Annotated in this window: 11 protein-coding genes and 1 rRNA gene; 4 read left to right on the top strand and 8 right to left on the bottom strand. The window is 72.8% G+C overall.

Annotated features, from left to right (window positions below):
• Positions 1 to 180 precede the first annotated feature (180 nt).
• Complete coding sequence (locus FB454_RS17415; RefSeq protein ID WP_145823190.1) at positions 181 to 2,049, top strand: hypothetical protein; 1,869 nt, start codon at positions 181 to 183, stop codon at positions 2,047 to 2,049.
• Between the two features lie 4 nt (positions 2,050 to 2,053).
• On the opposite strand, the gene FB454_RS17410 is transcribed toward FB454_RS17415, so the two are convergent.
• From FB454_RS17410 to FB454_RS17400, 3 genes are all read right to left on the bottom strand, one after another.
• Positions 2,054 to 2,761, bottom strand: coding sequence for a lysophospholipid acyltransferase family protein (locus tag FB454_RS17410; protein WP_013288019.1), 708 nt, complete (start codon positions 2,759 to 2,761; stop codon positions 2,054 to 2,056).
• Positions 2,762 to 2,918: 157 nt separating this feature from the next.
• Positions 2,919 to 6,065, bottom strand: a complete 3,147-nt coding sequence (ileS, locus tag FB454_RS17405) for an isoleucine--tRNA ligase (protein WP_145823189.1) — start codon at positions 6,063 to 6,065, stop codon at positions 2,919 to 2,921.
• 397 nt (positions 6,066 to 6,462) lie between these two features.
• Complete coding sequence (locus FB454_RS17400) at positions 6,463 to 8,022, bottom strand: alkaline phosphatase D family protein (protein WP_145823188.1); 1,560 nt, start codon at positions 8,020 to 8,022, stop codon at positions 6,463 to 6,465.
• Between the two features lie 195 nt (positions 8,023 to 8,217).
• On the opposite strand from FB454_RS17400, the gene FB454_RS17395 reads away from it, so the two are divergent.
• Positions 8,218 to 8,658, top strand: a complete 441-nt coding sequence (locus FB454_RS17395) for a carboxymuconolactone decarboxylase family protein (protein ID WP_013288022.1) — start codon at positions 8,218 to 8,220, stop codon at positions 8,656 to 8,658.
• A 60-nt stretch (positions 8,659 to 8,718) separates the two neighbouring features.
• Here the strand turns inward: FB454_RS17395 and ndk are convergent, their stop codons facing one another.
• Positions 8,719 to 9,144, bottom strand: coding sequence for a nucleoside-diphosphate kinase (gene ndk / locus FB454_RS17390; protein ID WP_013288023.1), 426 nt, complete (start codon positions 9,142 to 9,144; stop codon positions 8,719 to 8,721).
• A gap of 145 nt (positions 9,145 to 9,289) precedes the next feature.
• Here ndk and FB454_RS17385 point away from each other — a divergent pair, with 145 nt between their 5' ends.
• On the top strand, positions 9,290 to 10,669 hold the full coding sequence (locus FB454_RS17385; protein WP_145823187.1) for a VOC family protein: 1,380 nt from the start codon (positions 9,290 to 9,292) through the stop codon (positions 10,667 to 10,669).
• Between the two features lie 72 nt (positions 10,670 to 10,741).
• Here FB454_RS17385 and FB454_RS17380 read toward each other — a convergent pair whose 3' ends face one another.
• The 3 genes from FB454_RS17380 to FB454_RS17370 form a co-directional block, all read right to left on the bottom strand.
• The gene (locus FB454_RS17380) at positions 10,742 to 11,146 is read right to left on the bottom strand and encodes a DUF4233 domain-containing protein (RefSeq protein ID WP_083791366.1); all 405 of its coding nucleotides are present in this window, start codon (positions 11,144 to 11,146) and stop codon (positions 10,742 to 10,744) included.
• Between the two features lie 179 nt (positions 11,147 to 11,325).
• Positions 11,326 to 12,669 carry a bifunctional folylpolyglutamate synthase/dihydrofolate synthase gene (locus FB454_RS17375; RefSeq protein WP_145754917.1) on the bottom strand — a complete coding sequence of 448 codons (1,344 nt, stop codon included), beginning with the start codon at positions 12,667 to 12,669 and terminating at the stop codon, positions 11,326 to 11,328.
• A gap of 58 nt (positions 12,670 to 12,727) precedes the next feature.
• On the bottom strand, positions 12,728 to 15,346 hold the full coding sequence (locus FB454_RS17370) for a valine--tRNA ligase (protein ID WP_091330964.1): 2,619 nt from the start codon (positions 15,344 to 15,346) through the stop codon (positions 12,728 to 12,730).
• 69 nt (positions 15,347 to 15,415) lie between these two features.
• On the opposite strand from FB454_RS17370, the gene FB454_RS17365 reads away from it, so the two are divergent.
• A complete protein-coding gene (locus FB454_RS17365) occupies positions 15,416 to 16,093 on the top strand; it encodes a hypothetical protein (protein ID WP_013288028.1) in 678 nt (225 codons plus the stop codon).
• A gap of 668 nt (positions 16,094 to 16,761) precedes the next feature.
• On the opposite strand, the gene rrf is transcribed toward FB454_RS17365, so the two are convergent.
• Positions 16,762 to 16,847: ribosomal RNA gene (gene rrf, locus FB454_RS17360) — 5S ribosomal RNA — on the bottom strand; the annotation flags it as partial.

The raw sequence follows: 16,847 nt of genomic DNA, 5'->3' as shown, positions 1-16,847 counted from the left end.
GCCTTCTCCCGCGCCCGCGCCCGTGTCCGCCGCGTTGATCAAGGAGTTTGTGTGCTGTCCGGCGCTTCCACGGGCACGAACTCCTTGATCACCGGAGTGGGGCCGGGGACCGGGGGCGGAATTCGTCCCGGGTGGCGGGGCGGTACTAACCTCGCAACGGGCCGAGAGGAGATTGCCGCGATGCCGCAGCCGCAGCCGGGGGCGGACCGGCCGGCCGACGGGGCCGAGATGCCGTCCGTCACCGAGCCGGCGACCGCCGCCGACACCGAGGACGCCACGGGCGCCTCGGCTCCGGCGTCCCCGTCCGGCACACCGGAGGCCGCCGACGACCGGACCCCCGGCGCGACGGCGGCCGACCAGCCGTCCGGCGCCGCCGACAGCGAGCCCAGCGAGCAGTCGGAGCAGGCCGGAACCGCGCGGCTGGACGAGCCGGCCGAGCCGGCGCTGCGGGACGACCACCCGGAAACGTCCGAGCAGGCTGAACCGGCACGGCGGGACCAAGCAGCCGAACCGGCGGACCCGGCCAGCACCGCCCCGCTCGACAGCGCGAGCCCGCACCCACCGGCCGACGACGCCGCCGCCCCCACCGGCAGGGCCGGCCCCCAGGCGAGCGCGACGATCGCCGACGCCCTCTCCGGCAACGCCGGAATGCCGGCCGACGCGCCTACCGGCGACGAGGCTCCGACTGCCGACGCCGGAGCGCCGGGCGGCACTCCGCCCGTACCGGTCACCCGGGCTCGGGGATCCGCAGCGGTTCCGGGCCGCACCACACCCGTACCCACTCCCCGGACCGGGCGGCAGCCGGATCCGACCCGGATCGACGTCGCGCCGCAGCCGCCCCGGGCCGCGGCCACGCCTGACCCCACCAAGGTCGAGAACGCCCAAGACCGCTTGCCGTCGGCGAACACGCCGGACCCGACCCGCGTGGAGAACACCCCCGATCCGACCCGGGTCGACGCGCCCGCGCCCCGCTGGAGCGGTTCCGCCGCCGTCCCGCCACCGCCGCCGCGACGGCCCGCCTGGGGCGAGTCCGCCGAGCCCACGCCGGTGCCGCCGCTGGCATCGCCGGAGCACGCCACGCCGGTCGACCCGTGGGCCGGGGTGGACACCACCGGCTGGGAGCTGCACGCCCCCGAACTGCCGCCGCCGACGCCGACTCTGCCCTACACCGCGCCCTGGGCCGCGCCGGACAACCCCCACCCGGCCCATCCGGCGCCACCGGCGGCCCACCCCGCCCCGCAACCGGCGCCACCGGCCCGTCCCGCGCCGCCCGCAGCCCGGCCGGTCTCACCACCGCCGCACAGCCCGCCGTACCCCGGACCGGCCCGGCCGGTCTCGCCGCCGCACCACCCCGGTCCGCCCGCCGCCCGGCCGCTGCCGCCCGCGGCGCCCGTCGCTCCGCCGGCGAAGCCCGGACGGCCGCCGAAGCAGCGCCGGGGCAAGGCCGGGCCGCCTGTCGCACCGCCGCCGGGCTGGCAGCAGCCGCCCAAGCGGACCCGCCGCCGGCGTCGCTGGCCCTGGGTGCTGCTGCTCTCCGTCGCCTGCTGCTGCGGCCTCCCGCTCTGGTGGTTCCAGCCGATCTCCAGCCAGTACCCGGCCAGCGCCACCCTCCCGGACCAGATCGACTCGATGCGGCTGCGCCAGGACGAGAGCAGCCGGACCGCCGCCGAGGAGCTGAAATCCCAGGTACGCGAGGCGAACCTGCTCGCCGAGGACACGTTCGCCGGCATCTACAGCACGAGCGACGGCAAGCGGGTGACGTTGTTCGGCAGCACCGGGCTGCGGTTCAGCCCGGAGTCGGACGCCAAGGCGGAACTCGACCGCCTCGCCGGGGACTACGCCCTGAAGGAGTCGGTGGCCGTGGACACCGGCGTACGGGGGCGCCACGAGCGCTGCGCCGTGGGCCGGGCGGACGGCGACTCGGTGGTGGTCTGTGTCTCGGCCGACCACGGCAGCCTCACCACGGGCGTGTTCACCCGGCTGTCTGTGGACGACAGCGGGCGGCTGCTGAACGACCTGCGCCAGCGCGTGGTGGTGCCGAAGTCCTGACCGCTCAGGCGGTCTGCTCGCCGCCGGCCTGGTCGCCTGCGGTCTGGTCGGCGCGCTTCGGGGCGTAGCGCGGGACGTACTCCTGGCCGCTGAGCTTCTGGATCTCGGCCATCATCTCGTCGGTCATCGCGCGCAGCGAGGTGCGGTCGTCGGGGCGGCCGGTGAAGTCCAGCGGCTTGCCGAACTTGATGGTGATCTTGGCGCGGCCCGGTCGCGGGATCCGCGTACCGATCGGCTGGGCCTTGTCGGTGCCGGTCACGCCGACCGGGATGATCGGCACGCCGGCGGCGATCGCCAGCCGGACGGTGCCGGTGCGCCCGCGGTAGAGACGCCCGTCCGGGGAGCGGGTGCCCTCCGGGTAGACGGCGACCAGGTCACCGGCCTTGAGCACCGGGATCGCCGCGTCGAACGCGGTCAGCGCGGCCCGGCCGCCGGCCCGCTCGACCGGGATCGCGCCCAGCCCGGTGAGCACGAACTTGGAGAAGCCGCCCTTGAGCCCGGTGCCCTTGAAGTACTCCGACTTGGCCCAGAACGCCAGGTGGCGGGGCACCACGGTGCCGAGGAGCAGTTCGTCGGCGACGGAGAGGTGGTTGCTGGCGAAGATCGCGCCGCCGGTCGCCGGGATGTGCTCCAAACCCTCCACGTGCGGACGGAAGGCCAACCGGAGCGCGGGCGCCACGGTGAGCTTGCCGATGGTGTAGAGCAGGGGCACGGGTCCTCCGGCGGTCGTACGTGAAACAGGCGCTGTCACGGTAGCCGACGCGGCCGTCCGCCACCGAGCGGGTGGTCCGCAGTCCACTCGCTGGGTGCGGGTGTTAAGCAGGGGCCCCTCCTCTACCTGAGGCGTTAAGAAGGGCCCCCGCCTTACATCACACCTTGCGGACCGTCACTGTCACGCGCTCGCCCTCGCCGGCCTCGCCGTCGAAGCCGTCGAGGCCCTCGGCGAAGTCGATGCTGTCGGCGAGCACCTCCCGGGCCACGAACCCGGTGTACGCGGCGACGGCCGCGCGCACCTCCTCCGAGGCGGAGACGGCCACCGTGATCCGGTCGGACACGTCGAGGTCGGCCTCCCGGCGGGCCTGCTGCACGACCCGGACCACGTCCCGGGCCAGCCCTTCGGCTGCGAGTTCCGGCGTGACCTCGGTGTCCAGCACGACCACTCCCTCACCGCCGGGCAGCGGCGCGGAGTGCTCGGCGTCGGCGGCGACCAGGCGCAGCTCGTACTCGCCCTCGGCGAGCGTGACCCCGGCGGCGACCGGGGTACCGTCGCGCAGCTCCCACTCCCCCGCCTTGACCGCCTTGATGACCTGCTGGACGGCCTTGCCGACGCGCGGGCCGAGCGCCCGCGGCACCACGGTGAGCACCTGCTGGCAGTACGCGGACACCTCGTCGGTGAGCACGACCTCCTTGACGTTCACCTCGTCGGCGACCAGATCGGCGAAGGGCCGCAGCTGGGCGGCGACGGGCGACGCCACTGTGAGCTTCGCCAGCGGCAGCCGTACCCGCAGGCCCTTGGCCTTGCGCAGCGACAGCGCCGCCGAGGCGACCGCCCGGACGTTGTCCATCGCGGAGACCAGCTCGTGGTCGGCCGGGAACTCCTCCGCCTGCGGCCAGTCGGTCAGGTGCACCGACCGCTCGCCGGTCAGCCCGCGCCAGATCTCCTCGGCGGTCAGCGGCGCCAGCGGCGCCACCACCCGGCAGAGCGTCTCCAGCACGGTCCAGAGCGTGTCGAACGCGTCCGCGTCGCCGGCCCAGAACCGGTCCCGGGACCGGCGCACGTACCAGTTCGTCAGCGCGTCCAGGTAGGACCGCACGGTGGCGCAGGCGCCGGAGATGTCGTACGCGTCCATCTGCGCGCCGACGGTCGCCACCAGCTCGTTCGTCTTCGCCAGCACGTACCGGTCGAGCACGTTCGTGGAGTCGGTACGACGACGCGCGGTGTGGCCGTCGGCGTTGGCGTACAGCGAGAAGAAGTACCAGACGTTCCACAGCGGCAGCAGCACCTGGCGTACCGCGTCCCGGATGCCCGACTCGGTGACCGCCATGTCGCCGCCGCGCAGCACCGGCGAGGACATCAGCATCCACCGCATCGCGTCCGACCCGTGCGAGTCGAACACGTGGTAGACGTCCGGGTAGTTGCGCAGGCTCTTGGACATCTTGCGCCCGTCCGAGCCGAGCAGGATGCCGTGGCTCAGGCAGTTGCGGAACGCCGGCCTGTCGAACAGCGCGGTGGCCAGCACGTGCATGGTGTAGAACCAGCCGCGGGTCTGCCCGATGTACTCGACGATGAAGTCACCCGGGTAGTGGTGCTCGAACCACTCGCGGTTCTCGAACGGGTAGTGCACCTGGGCGAACGGCATCGAGCCGGACTCGAACCAGCAGTCCAGCACCTCCGGCACCCGGCGCATCATCGACTTGCCCGTCGGGTCGTCCGGGTTGGGACGGACCAGGTCGTCCACCGCCGGCCGGTGCAGGTCGGTCAGGCGTACGCCGAAGTCCCGCTCGATCTGCTCCAGCGAGCCGTACACGTCCACCCGCGGGTGGTTCGGGTCGTCGGACTTCCACACCGGGATCGGCGAGCCCCAGAACCGGTTCCGGCTGATCGACCAGTCCCGGGCGTTCGCCAGCCACTTGCCGAACGAGCCGTCCTTGATGTGCCCGGGGGTCCAGTTGATCTGCTGGTTCAGCTCGACCATCCGGTCCTTGAACGTCGACACGGCGACGAACCACGACGACACCGCCTTGTAGACCAGCGGGGTGTCGCAGCGCCAGCAGTGCGGGTAGGAGTGGGTGTAGGTGTCCTGCCGCAGCACCACCCCCCGCTCCTTCAGCTCCCGGATCACCGGCTTGTTCACGTCGAAGACCTGCTCGCCCTGGTACGGCGGGACCAGCGCGGTGAACCGGGTGTGGTCGTCCACCGTCACGACGGTGGGGATGCCGGCGGCGTTGCAGGTGTTCTGGTCGTCCTCACCGAAGGCGGGCGCCAGGTGGACGATCCCGGTGCCGTCCTCGGTGGTCACGAAGTCCGCGCCGAGCACCTGGTACGCGTTCGGGCCGGCCGGCTCGACGAGGAAGTCGTACAGCGGCGTGTAGCGGCGTCCGACCAGGTCGCGGCCGTACACGGTGCCGACCTGCTCGTACCCTTCCAGATCCTTGGCGTACGCGCCGAGCCGCGCGGCGCCGACGACGTAGCGCTCACCGTCGCGTTCCAGCAGCGCGTACTCGATGTCGGGGCCGACGGCGAGCGCCAGGTTCGACGGCAGCGTCCACGGCGTGGTCGTCCAGACGCCCAGCTTGACCGGCCCGCGCAGCGGCTCCGGCGCGTTCTCGTCGGCGGTCAGTTCGAACCAGACGGTGAGCGTCGGGTCGTGCCGGTCCCGGTAGACGTCGTCCATCCGGGTCTCGGTGTTCGACAGCGGCGTCTCGCACCGCCAGCAGTACGCGAGCACCCGGAAGCCCTCGTAGACCAGGCCCTTGTCGTGCAGGGTCTTGAAGGCCCACATGACGCTTTCCATGTAGTCCAGGTCGAGCGTCTTGTAGTCGTTGGCGAAGTCGACCCAGCGGGCCTGCCGGGTGACGTACCGCTCCCAGTCGTGGGTGAACTCCAGCACCGACGTGCGGCAGGCGTCGTTGAACCGGGCCACGCCGAGGTCGAGGATCTCCGCCTTGGTGGTGATGCCGAGCTGCTTCTCGGCCACCACCTCGGCGGGCAGGCCGTGGCAGTCCCAGCCGAACCGGCGCTCGACGTGCCTGCCACGCATGGTCTGGTAGCGCGGCACCACGTCCTTGACGTAGCCGGTGAACAGGTGGCCGTAGTGCGGCAGGCCGTTGGCGAACGGCGGGCCGTCGTAGAAGACGTACTCGTTCTCGCCGTCCCGGCCGGCGTCGCGGGCCTCGACTGACGCCTCGAAGGTCTTGTCGGCCGTCCAGTGCTCCAGCACCCGGCGCTCGACCGCGGGCAGGTCCGGGCTCGCCGGTACACCGGCGCCGGTCGGGTCGTGCAACGGATAGGCCATCGCCTGTCGCTCTCCCTCAGCAGCTCACTCGTCCGTGGTCTGCGAGGACGAGCCGAATCCGGTACGCCGTGACCGGCGCCCGGGTGTGGCCCGCGGTACCACCCCGCTTGGCGGCCGAGGTGCGACCGCCCGCTCGTTGGCCGGCTGTGACGGGCCGGTCCCGTCCGGTTCTACTGAGCCGGTGACCCGGCCGTTCTTCCGGAGGCTCGCCGGTGATGGCCGGGTCGTCGCCTGTGCCCGTCAAGCGTACTCGACCCCCCACCCACCGCGCCGCCGAGTATCACCCGCCCCGCCTCTCCCCGCCCCGCCTCTGCCCCGCCGATCATGAAATTTGACGGCCAGATCCGAGATCCACATCGCCGCCAACTTCATGATCAACGCATTAAGGGCCGAGGGGTCAGCGGGAGGTGGGGGCGGGGAGGGTGGTGGTCCAGAGGGAGGCGCCGGTGCGGTCTCGGAGGTGGACCGTGAGGGCCGCCGACGGGCCGTCGACGGTCACCTCGCCGAAGTGCTGGAAGCCCTCGGCCGGGGAGGTGTTCGCGCGCGGCGGGGCGTGCACGAACACCGCCTTCGGGCCGAACGTGCCGTCCAGCGCGTTCGGCCCGAACGCGCCGGCGTGCGCCGGGCCGGAGACGAACTCCCAGAACGGGCTGAAGTCCCGCACCGCGGCGCGCGCCGGGTCGTAGTGGTGGGCGGCGGTGTAGTGCACGTCGGCGGTGAGGAACACCAGCCCGGTCACCCCGGCCCGGTGCGAGGCGCGCAGCACCTCGGCGAACTCCAGCTCCCGGCCGGCCGGCGCGCCGTGGTCGCCCTGCGCGACGCCCTCCTGCGCGGTGGAACCGTCCGGCACCACCAGGCCGATCGGCAGGTCGTTGGCGATCACCTTCCAGGTGGCCCGGGACGCGCGCAGTTCCCGGATCAGCCACTCCCGCTGCGCCTTGCCGAGCAGGCCCCGGTTGCGGTCGGCGTACGTGTTGCCGTCGTTGGGGTCCTTGTAGGTGCGCATGTCCAGCACGAACACGTCCAGCAGCGGCCCGTACGGCAGCTTGCGGTACATCGGCCCGCCCGACGGCACCGGCAGCCACTCGTGGAACGCCTGCCGGGCCCGGGCGGCGAGCACGTCCACGCGCTTCTCGCCGTACCGCTCGTCGGTCAGGATCTCCCCCGGGTACCAGTTGTTCACCACCTCGTGGTCGTCCCACTGGTTGATCTGCGGCACCTGGGCGGCGAACGCCCGCAGGTGCTCGTCGAGCAGGTTGTACGCGAACTGCCCCCGGTACTCGGCGAGCGTCTCGGCCACCTTGCTCTTCTCCGGCGTCACCAGGTTGCGCCAGGTGCGGCCGTCGGGCAGGACCACGCTCTCGGCCAGCGGCCCGTCGGCGTACACGGTGTCGCCGCTGCACAGGAAGAAGTCCGGGCGGCGCTCCCGCATGGCCCGGAAGATCGCCAGGCCGTCGAAGTCGGGGCTGATCCCCCAGCCCTGCCCGACGATGTCGCCGGTCCACACGAACCGCACGTCACGCCGCTGGTGCCGCCCGGGGGCGGTGGCGAACGAACCGGTCAGCGGCTCGCTGCACAGGCCGTGCCGGTCCAGGCTCTCCACCCGTACCCGGTAGTGCAGTCGCTCCCCCGCGGGCAGGCCGCGCAGGCGGACCTTGCCGGTGAGGTCGCCGGTGGGGTCGACCACCGGGCCGCGCACCAGGCGGGCGCCGCGCAGGTCCGGCCGGCGGCTGACCTCGACCAGCATCCGGCCGGGCCGGTCCGCGCGGGTCCAGACCAGCGCCGAGTCGGCGGTCACGTCGCCGCTCTGCACGCCGTGGGTGAGCAGCGGCCGGCCGCTGCGCCGCAGGCCGGGTGCGGCGGGCGCGCCGGGCGCGCCGAGCAGCGCGCCGCCGGCGACTCCGGCACCGGCGACCAGGCCGGCGCGGAGCAGGGTACGTCGATCGAAGTGCGTCATGGGTTCTCCCGGTCTCGGCAGTGTCGCCAGCCGGTCTACCGGCCGCAGGTGGCCGGGAACTCCGGTCGAGGTGACCGGCACGTCAACGACTGCTGTCCAGCGCCCCGGCATGACCACCGTCACACCGCCGGGCCGTCACACCGCGCCCGCCGTGCCCCGTCCTGTGCGCGTACCCGAACCCTCAAGGAGGCGGCGATGAGCCGGATGGACATGGCGGCGGTGGCGCCCGAGGCGTACCAGGCCGTGCTGGGCCTGGAGAAGTACGTCCGGGCGAACGTGGACCACACCGTGCTGGAGCTGGTGAAGCTGCGGGCGTCGATGCGCAACGGCTGCGCGTTCTGCGTCGACATGCACAGCCGCGAGGCGCTGGCGGCCGGTGAGGACAGCCGCCGGCTGTTCGCCGTCGCGGCGTGGCGCGAGGCGCCGTTCTTCGACGAGCGGGAGCGGGCCGCACTGGCCCTCACCGACGCGGTGACCCGGCTCGGCGAGCACGGCGTGCCGGACGACGTCTGGGACGCCGCGGCGAAGGTGTGGTCGGAGAAGGAGCTGGCGGATCTGGTGATGGCGATCGCCACCATCAACGTGTGGAACCGGGTCGCGGTGACCTGCCGGACGCAGCCGCCGGCGCAGGTCTGATCGCTGACACACGACGGCCCCGGTCCCGCGAAGATGCGGGCCGGGGCCGTCGGGCGTGGGTCAGGCCAGCTCGGGGAACCAGAGCGCGATCTCGCGCTTGGCGCTGTCCGCCGAGTCGGAGGCGTGCACCAGGTTCTCCCGGTTCGACAGCGACAGGTCACCGCGGATGGTGCCGGCGGCGGCCTTGCGGCCGTCGGTGCTGCCGATCATCGCGCGTACCACCTCGACCACCTGGTCGCCGGAGAGCACCAGCGCCACCAGCGGGCCGCTGGTCATGAACGTCTTCAGCGGCGGGTAGAACGGCTTGTCGACGTGCTCGGCGTAGTGCTGGTCGGCGAAGTCGCCGTCCATTGTCCGGCTCACCATCGCGTCGATCCGCAGGCCCTTGCGCTCGAAACGGGACAGGATCTCGCCCACCAGACCGCGGCGCACCGCGTCGGGCTTGATCAGTACGAGCGACCGCTCGTCCGGGCTGCTGCTGGACACGCTGGGTTCCTCCTGCGCACTCAAACGGGGTTCGGCTGGGTACGGTCAGCGTAGCGACCCGGTCCCGGCGCCGGCGCGGCGGCTGCGTCTTCCCTGGCCCGCCGCGGCGGCCTAGCCTGGCCCTGGAACCCCTGGGAGGTCCACTGTGGCGAATGGCGGGAACCGCACGATCGCGCCGGTACGCAAACTGATCGGCGCGGTGCTGGGCACCGTCGCCACCTTCGTGACCGTGTTCGGGCTCGGCATGACCAGCTGGGCCATCGTGGCCCTCGGCGTCGCGCTGCTGGTGCTGGCGATCGCCCTGGCCACGGTACGCGGCGGCGGCCGCACCTGGGTGATCGGCCTCGGGCACGTGCACAGCGCCTCCGAGCCGCCCACCCAGTACGCGTTCGGCCGGTGCGAGCTGCAACTGGTCATCGACGCGCCGGGGCTGCCGCCCCGCTCCAAGAAGATCATCGAGCCTCGGGTGCCGGTCGCCAAGTGGCCCTCGCTGGGCCAGGCGCTGCCGGTCCGGGTGGCGCTGGACGACCAGCGGCACGTACGCGTGCTCTGGGACGAGGTGCCCACGCACGCGGAGAGCGCCGCCGCGGTGGCCGACCTGCCGCCCGAGTACGCCGCCGAGCCGGACCCGCTGGACGAGCCGCTGATCGCGCAGGAGGCGCCGCCGTGGGCCGGGCGCGCGCCGGAGGACGACTTCCGCGACGACTACCCGCCCGCGCCGGACCCGTACCTGGACGACGTCCCGCCCCGGGCCGAGGAACGCGAGCCGGTGGTGCTGCACCAGAGCCCCGGCGGCCCGGTGGTGCTGGAGGGGCAGCTCGTCGAGCGGGCCGAGCGCGCGGCCGGCTCCGGCCCGCTCCCCCGCCGCGCCCCGGCCCCCCGCTCGCCGGCCGAGGAGCCGGTCGACACCGTGCCGGTCGAGACCGTGTTCGTCGACTCCGGACCGGCCGACCCCGGACGGTCCGACACCGGACGGTCCGACACCGGACCGGCCGGATCCGGACCGGCCGACACCGTGCCCGACCCGATCGACGTGCCGCTGGACGACCCCTCGGACGCGCCGCGGCGCTCCGACGCGCCGCCGACCGCCGAGGAACTGGACGAGGCGATCTTCGGCCCGTCCGGCGCGGCCGAGCCGGACGAGCTGGCCAGCCCGATCAGCGGCGTCGGCATCACGCTGCTCGTCACCGACCTGGACCGGTCCCTCGACTTCTACCGGGAACTCGGCTTCGACGAGCTGGACCGGGGCGAGGGCAACGCCGTGCTCTCCTCCGGGCCGACCCGGCTGGTGCTGCGCCGGGTGACCGGCGCCGCCCCGATCAGCCGTCGCCTGGTGCATGTGAACCTGGAGGTGGACGACATCCAGGGGGCGTACGAGCGGTTGCGCGACTCCGGCGTCCGGTTCACGTACGCCCCGCGCGTCGTCAACCGGGGCACCAAGCTGGAGGTGTGGGCGGCGGCCTTCCGCGACCCCGACGGCCACGGCGTCGCGCTGACGCAGTGGCGCACGCTCGCCCAGGTGTAAGGAAGGGCCCCTTCTTAACGCCTCAGGTAGAGGAAGGGGCCCCTCTTAACACGCGCAACCGCGCGACGGCGCTCAGCCGAGGATGACCCGCCGCACGTGCAGCGCGTACGCCCACACCAGCGCGAACATCACACCCAGCGCGAACAGCGACCAGTGCAGCAGCCCGGAGAGCAGCAGCAGTCCCTGGATCACGGTGCCGGCGTACCACGCCCACGGGCGGCGCATCATGCCGGCGAGCACCACACAGGCGACCGCCAGCGCCACGATCGCGCCGATCGCCGCGCCGCTCAGGTCACCGCCGACCACCCGGATCGGCTGGATGGCCAGCAGCAGCACCAGCGCCTCCAGCGACATCGTGCCGGCGCCGAGTCCGCGCACTGCCTTGTCCGGGTTCCGCAGCCCGGACCGTCGCACGCCGCCCACCGGCTCCGAGCCGCCTGCCTGCTCCGAACCGGCCGCCTGTTCCGGACCGACCAGCCGCTCAACGCCGCCCGCCTGCTCCGGCCCCGTCGGCTGCTCAGCGCCGGTCGGCTGCTCAGTGCCGGTCGGCTGCTCCGGGCCGGTCGGCTGCTCAGCGCCGGTCGGCCGCTCAGCGCCGGTCGGCCGCTCAGCGCCGGTCGGCGGCTCAGCGCCGGTCGGGCGCTGCTGCGGGCCGGTCATCGCTTGAGCAGCCGGCGGGCGTCGGCCACTGTCACCACCGATCCGGTGATCAGCACGCCCACCCCGGACAGTTCGCCCGGCACGTCCGACTCGGTCTCCGCCACTGCCGCCTCGATGGCGTCCGGCATGTCCCGGGCCACCTGCACCCGCTCCGGCCCGAAGATCTCCCGCGCCAGCGCGGCCAGCTCGTCCACCGGCAGCGCCCGGGCCGAGCTGTTCTCCGCCACCACGATCGAGTCGAGCACCGGTTCGAGCAGTTCCAGCAGGCTCGCCGCGTCCTTGTCGCCGAGCACCGCCAGCACGCCGACGAGCTTGCTGAACGCGAACTCCTCCTGCACGGCGGCGACCGTGGCGGCCATCCCGTGCGGGTTGTGCGCGCCGTCGAGCAGCACCGTCGGGGCGCTACGCACCCGCTCCAGCCGGCCCGGCGAACTGGTCGCGGCGAAGCCCTCACGGACCGCCTCGATGTCGAGCTGCCGCCGGGCGCCGGCACCGAGGAACGCCTCCACCGCCGCAAGCGCCACCGCCGCGTTCTGCGCCTGGTGCGCGCCGTGCAGCGGGATGAAGATCTCCTCGTACACCCCGCCCAGGCCCTGGATGGTCAGCACCTGGCCGCCGACCGCGACCGCGCGGCGCAGCACGCCGAACTCGGCGCCCTCGCGCGCGACGGTGGCGTTGACCTCGGCGCAGCGTTCCAGGATCGGTCGGGCCGCCTCCTCCTCCTGCGCCGCCGCGATCACGGTGGCGCCGGGGTGGATGATGCCCGCCTTGTGCAGCGCGATGTCCTCGATCGTGTCGCCGAGCCACTCGGTGTGGTCCAGCCCGATCGGGGTGATCACGGCGACGCCGGCCTGGATCACGTTCGTCGCGTCCTCCGCGCCGCCGAGCCCGACCTCCACCACCGCCACGTCGACCGGGGCGTCGGCGAACGTGGCGAACGCCAGCGCCGTGGTCATGTCGAAGTACGTCAGCGGCTCGGCGAACCGCTGGTCGACCAGCTCGGCCAGCGGCGCGATCTCACGGTACGTGGACACGAACCGGTCCTCGCCCACCGGCTCGCCGTCCAGGCTGATCCGCTCCCGGACGGTCTCCAGGTGCGGGCTGGTGTAGCGGCCGGTGTGCAGCCCGAACGCCCGCAGCAGCGAGTCGATCATCCGGGCCGTCGAGGTCTTGCCGTTGGTGCCGGTCAGGTGGATCGACGGGTACGCCCGCTGCGGGCTGCCCAGCAGGTCGAGCAGAGTCTCGATCTTCTCCAGCTCGAAGTGCATCCGGGTGAAGCCGCGCGCGTTGAGCGCGGCTTCCACCTCGGCGAACGCGGTGCGGTCTGTGCGGTCACTCATGCGGAGCCATCTTTCGTTCGCGACTGCGGGGCTCGCAGCCCCGGCTCACTCCTCGCGCTCACGAGGGCAACGCCTCCAGGGCGGCGTCGATCCGGACCAGGTCCGCCTCGGCCACCGCCAGCCGTTCGCGGATCTTCGCCACCACCGGCTCGGGCGCCTTGCCGACGAACGCCGGGTTGTCCAGCTTCGCCCGCGCCTGGGTGGCCTCCTTCTCGGCCGCCGCCCGGTCCTTGGTGAGCCGGGCGCGCTCGGCGGCCACGTCGATCGAGCCGCGGGTGTCGAGCGCGACGCTCACCGCGCCGGGCATGGCCAGCGTGGCGCCGGCCTGGAAGTCGTCGCCCGGCGCGTCGAGCCGGGCCAGCGAGCGCACCAGCGGCTCGTGCGCCGCGATGCCCGCGCCGGCCAGGCCGTCGAGGCGCGCGGCGACCCGCTGGGTCGGCCGCAGCCCCTGGTCCGACCGGAACCGCCGGACCTCGGTCACCACCCGCTGAAGGGTGCCGACTTCGCCCTCCGCGGCGTCGTCGATCAGGGTACGGTCGGCGACCGGCCAGGACGCCGTCAGTACGGTCTCGCCGCCGCTCAGCGCGGCCCACAGCTCGTCGGTGACGAACGGGATGACCGGGTGCAGCAGCCGCAGGAGCTGGTCCAGCACGTGGCCCAGCACCCGGCGGGTGGCGTCGGCGGCGGGGCCACCCTCGGCCAGCACCGGCTTGCTCAGCTCCACGTACCAGTCGCAGACGTCGTCCCACGCGAAGTGGTAGAGCAGGTCGCAGACCTTTGCGAACTCGTACGCCTCGAACTGCTCGTCGACCTCGGCGGTGACGTGCGCCAGCCGGGACAGGATCCACCTGTCGACGGTGGAGAGGTCAGCGGCGGCCGGCAGCGGGCCGTCGGTGTGCGCGCCGTTGAGCAGCGCGAACCGGGTGGCGTTCCAGAGCTTGTTGCAGAAGTTGCGGGAGCCCTGGCACCACTCCTCGCTGACCGGCACGTCCTGGCCGGGGTTGGCGCCCCGGGCCAGCGTGAACCGGGTGGCGTCGGCGCCGAACCGGTCGATCCAGTCCAGCGGGTCGACCACGTTGCCGAACGACTTCGACATCTTCTTGCCGTGCTCGTCGCGGACCATGCCGTGCAGCGCCACCACGTCGAACGGCTGCACGCCGTCCATCGCGTACAGGCCGAACATCATCATCCGGGCGACCCAGAAGAACAGGATGTCGTAGCCAGTGACCAGCACGCTGGTCGGGTAGAACTTCGCCAGGTCCGGGGTGCGCTCGGGCCAGCCGAGCGTGGAGAACGGCCACAGGCCGCTGGAGAACCAGGTGTCCAGCACGTCCTCGTCCTGCCGCCAGCCCTCGCCGGACGGCGGCTCCTCGTCCGGGCCGACGCAGACGATCTCGCCGTCCGGGCCGTACCAGACGGGGATGCGGTGGCCCCACCACAGCTGGCGGGAGATGCACCAGTCGTGCATGTTGTCGACCCAGGCGAAGTAACGCTTGGCCAGCTCGGCCGGCTCGATCTTCACCCGGCCGTCGCGCACCGCGTCACCGGCGGCCTTCGCGAGCGGGGCGGTGTTGACGAACCACTGCAACGACAGCCGCGGCTCGACAGTCGTCTTGCACCGCGAGCAGTGCCCCACCGCGTGCAGGTACGGCCGCTTCTCGGCCACGATCCGGCCCTGCTCGCGCAGCGCCGCGACGATCGCCGGGCGGGCCTCGTACCGGTCCAGGCCCTGGAACGGGCCGGGCGCGGTGATGACGCCGCGCTCGTCCATGATCGTCAGCGACGGCAGGTCGTGCCGCTGGCCGATCTCGAAGTCGTTCGGGTCGTGCGCCGGGGTCACCTTGACCATGCCGGTGCCGAAGCTCGGGTCGACGTGCTCGTCGGCGACGATCGGGATCCGCCGGTCGGTGAGCGGCAGCTCCACCTCGGTGCCGATCAGGTGCCGGTAGCGCTCGTCGTCCGGGTGCACCGCCACCGCGGTGTCGCCGAGCATGGTCTCCGCCCGGGTGGTCGCCACCACGACCTCGTCGCCGTAGCGGATCGAGACCAGCTCGCCCTCGTCGTCGGTGTGCTCCACCTCGATGTCGGACAGCGCGGTGAGGCAGCGCGGGCACCAGTTGATGATCCGGTTGGCCCGGTAGATCAGCCCGTCGTCGAAGAGCTTCTTGAACATGGTCTGCACGGCCCGGGACAGGCCCTCGTCCATGGTGAACCGCTCGCGGTCCCAGTCGACCGCGTCGCCCAGCCGGCGCATCTGGCCGAGGATCGCGCCGCCGGACTCGGCCTTCCACTGCCAGACCCGCTCGACGAACTTCTCCCGCCCGAGGTCGTGCCGGGACAGCCCCTCACCGGCGAGCTGCCGCTCGACCAGGTTCTGGGTGGCGATGCCGGCGTGGTCCATGCCCGGGAGCCAGAGCGCCTCGTAGCCCTGCATCTTCTTGCGCCGGGTGAGCGCGTCCATGAGCGTGTGCTCGAACGCGTGACCCATGTGCAGCGAGCCGGTGACGTTCGGCGGCGGGATGACGATGGTGAACGGCGGCTTCTCGCTGTCCGCCGACGCCCGGAAGTGCCCGCCGGCTACCCACTGCTCGTACCGTCGCTGCTCTACCTCGCCGGGCTGGTACTGGCCGGCGAGGGTCGGGGCGTCGGGGCGTCGGGCATCCAGTCTCTCGGTCACCCTGAAAGTCTACGGAGCGCTTTCGGGGACCCGGCGTGCACCACCTGTGATTCGCGTACGGTGGCGGTCATGTCCGACGCGCATCTCACCGAGCGCCCGGTCGACGGGGGTTCCGATCCGTTCGAGCTGACCGAAGAGCCGATCGAGCTGAGCCGCCGCGATCCCGCGCAGGAGCCCGAACGCCGTCCCGTCTCCCGACGCCGGAAGATCGTCATGGCCGCTCTCCTCGCGGCCGGGCTCGCCGGCGCGGGCGCGCTCGGGCTGGGCGGCTGGCGGGTGCTCCAGCAGAAGGACACGACTCTCGGCCAGCCGGCCGAGGTGGCCGGGCTGGTACGCGACGACAGCGAGCGGGCTCGCAGCACCGCCGACTACCTGCGCGACGGACTGGCCGCCGACATCGAGCTGGACCGCGGCTACGGCGCCGTCTACTCCGACGGCGGGGACGCCAAGCGTTCGGTGCTGCTGTTCGGCGGCACCACGCTGCTCTGGCAGCCCGAGCGTGACCTGGACACCCTGTTCGGCCTGATGGCCGACGAGACAGGCCGGGTGGCAGGGCTGCGCGAGGTGGACGCGGGCCGCCTGGGCGGCGTGATGAAGTGCGGTACGACGAGCGGCGACGGTGGCGACTTCGCGGTGTGCGGGTGGGCCGACCACGGCAGCGTCGTGATGGGCATGTTCCCGGGCCGCCGGGTCGACGACGCCGCGGCCCTGTTCCGCGACATCCGCGAGTCCGTCCAGAGCCGCTGACCCGCGACCTCGGCGCTCACTCGTCCACGCCGGTACGGCGAGGTGCCCACACACGCCTTGCCCCGTCCCCGCCACGTCGCGGTGTCGGCGACCCCCGTCCCTCCCATGCCACCAGTTCCGGGGTAATGGCCCCCAGCCCTCCCTGTCCCCGGGGATGACCTGATGCCGGGCAGTCCGTTGTCGCCACTTCGGGGAAGTGGTGGGCCGGTTCGCCAGTTCGGGGTAGTGGCTGGATCCGGGCGTTCCGTTGCCGCCACTTCGGCGTAGTGCTGACCGGCACACCAGTTCGGCGAAGTGGCTAGGTCCGGGGTACTCCGTTGACGCCACCTGGGGGAACCTGCTGCTGGTTCGCCATCTCGACGAGGTAGCCGGATGCCGGGCCGTTCGTTGCCGCCACTTCGGGGAAGTGGTGGGCCGGTTCGCCAGCTCGGGGAAGTGGCTGGATCCGGGGCACCTCGCCACCGCTACTTCGGGGAAGTGGCGGCCTGGTTCGGCGTTTCCGGAAAGTAGCGGGCGGTACGGCTAGCCGGTGCAGTGCCGGCAATGGGGTGGGCAGTCCATCGCTCACGCGCGTCCGGGGCCGGCTTTGCGGCCGGTCCGGTGGTGTTTTCCGGGGGGCAACGCAATTCAGGGCCACCCCGCATGGGGTGGCCCTGAATTGGAAGATTGTCCGGCGGTGTCCTACTCTCCCACACCCTCCCGAGTGCAGTACCATCGGCGCTGGAGGGCTTAGCTTCCGGGTTCGGAATGTGAC

The organism is Micromonospora sp. CNZ297 (assembly GCF_007827625.1).
The sequence above is the reverse complement of the archived record's forward strand: the minus strand, read 5'-3'. Positions and strand labels throughout refer to the sequence as shown.

What these genes read in the sequence shown, in the direction of transcription:
- FB454_RS17375 (WP_145754917.1), bottom strand. Translation starts at nt 12,669, where the DNA reads ATGAGTGACCGCACAGACCGCACCGCGTTCGCCGAGGTGGAAGCCGCG.
- FB454_RS17395 (WP_013288022.1), top strand. Translation starts at nt 8,218, where the DNA reads ATGAGCCGGATGGACATGGCGGCGGTGGCGCCCGAGGCGTACCAGGCC.
- FB454_RS17365 (WP_013288028.1), top strand. Translation starts at nt 15,416, where the DNA reads ATGTCCGACGCGCATCTCACCGAGCGCCCGGTCGACGGGGGTTCCGAT.
- ileS (WP_145823189.1), bottom strand. Translation starts at nt 6,065, where the DNA reads ATGGCCTATCCGTTGCACGACCCGACCGGCGCCGGTGTACCGGCGAGC.
- FB454_RS17415 (WP_145823190.1), top strand. Translation starts at nt 181, where the DNA reads ATGCCGCAGCCGCAGCCGGGGGCGGACCGGCCGGCCGACGGGGCCGAG.
- FB454_RS17400 (WP_145823188.1), bottom strand. Translation starts at nt 8,022, where the DNA reads ATGACGCACTTCGATCGACGTACCCTGCTCCGCGCCGGCCTGGTCGCC.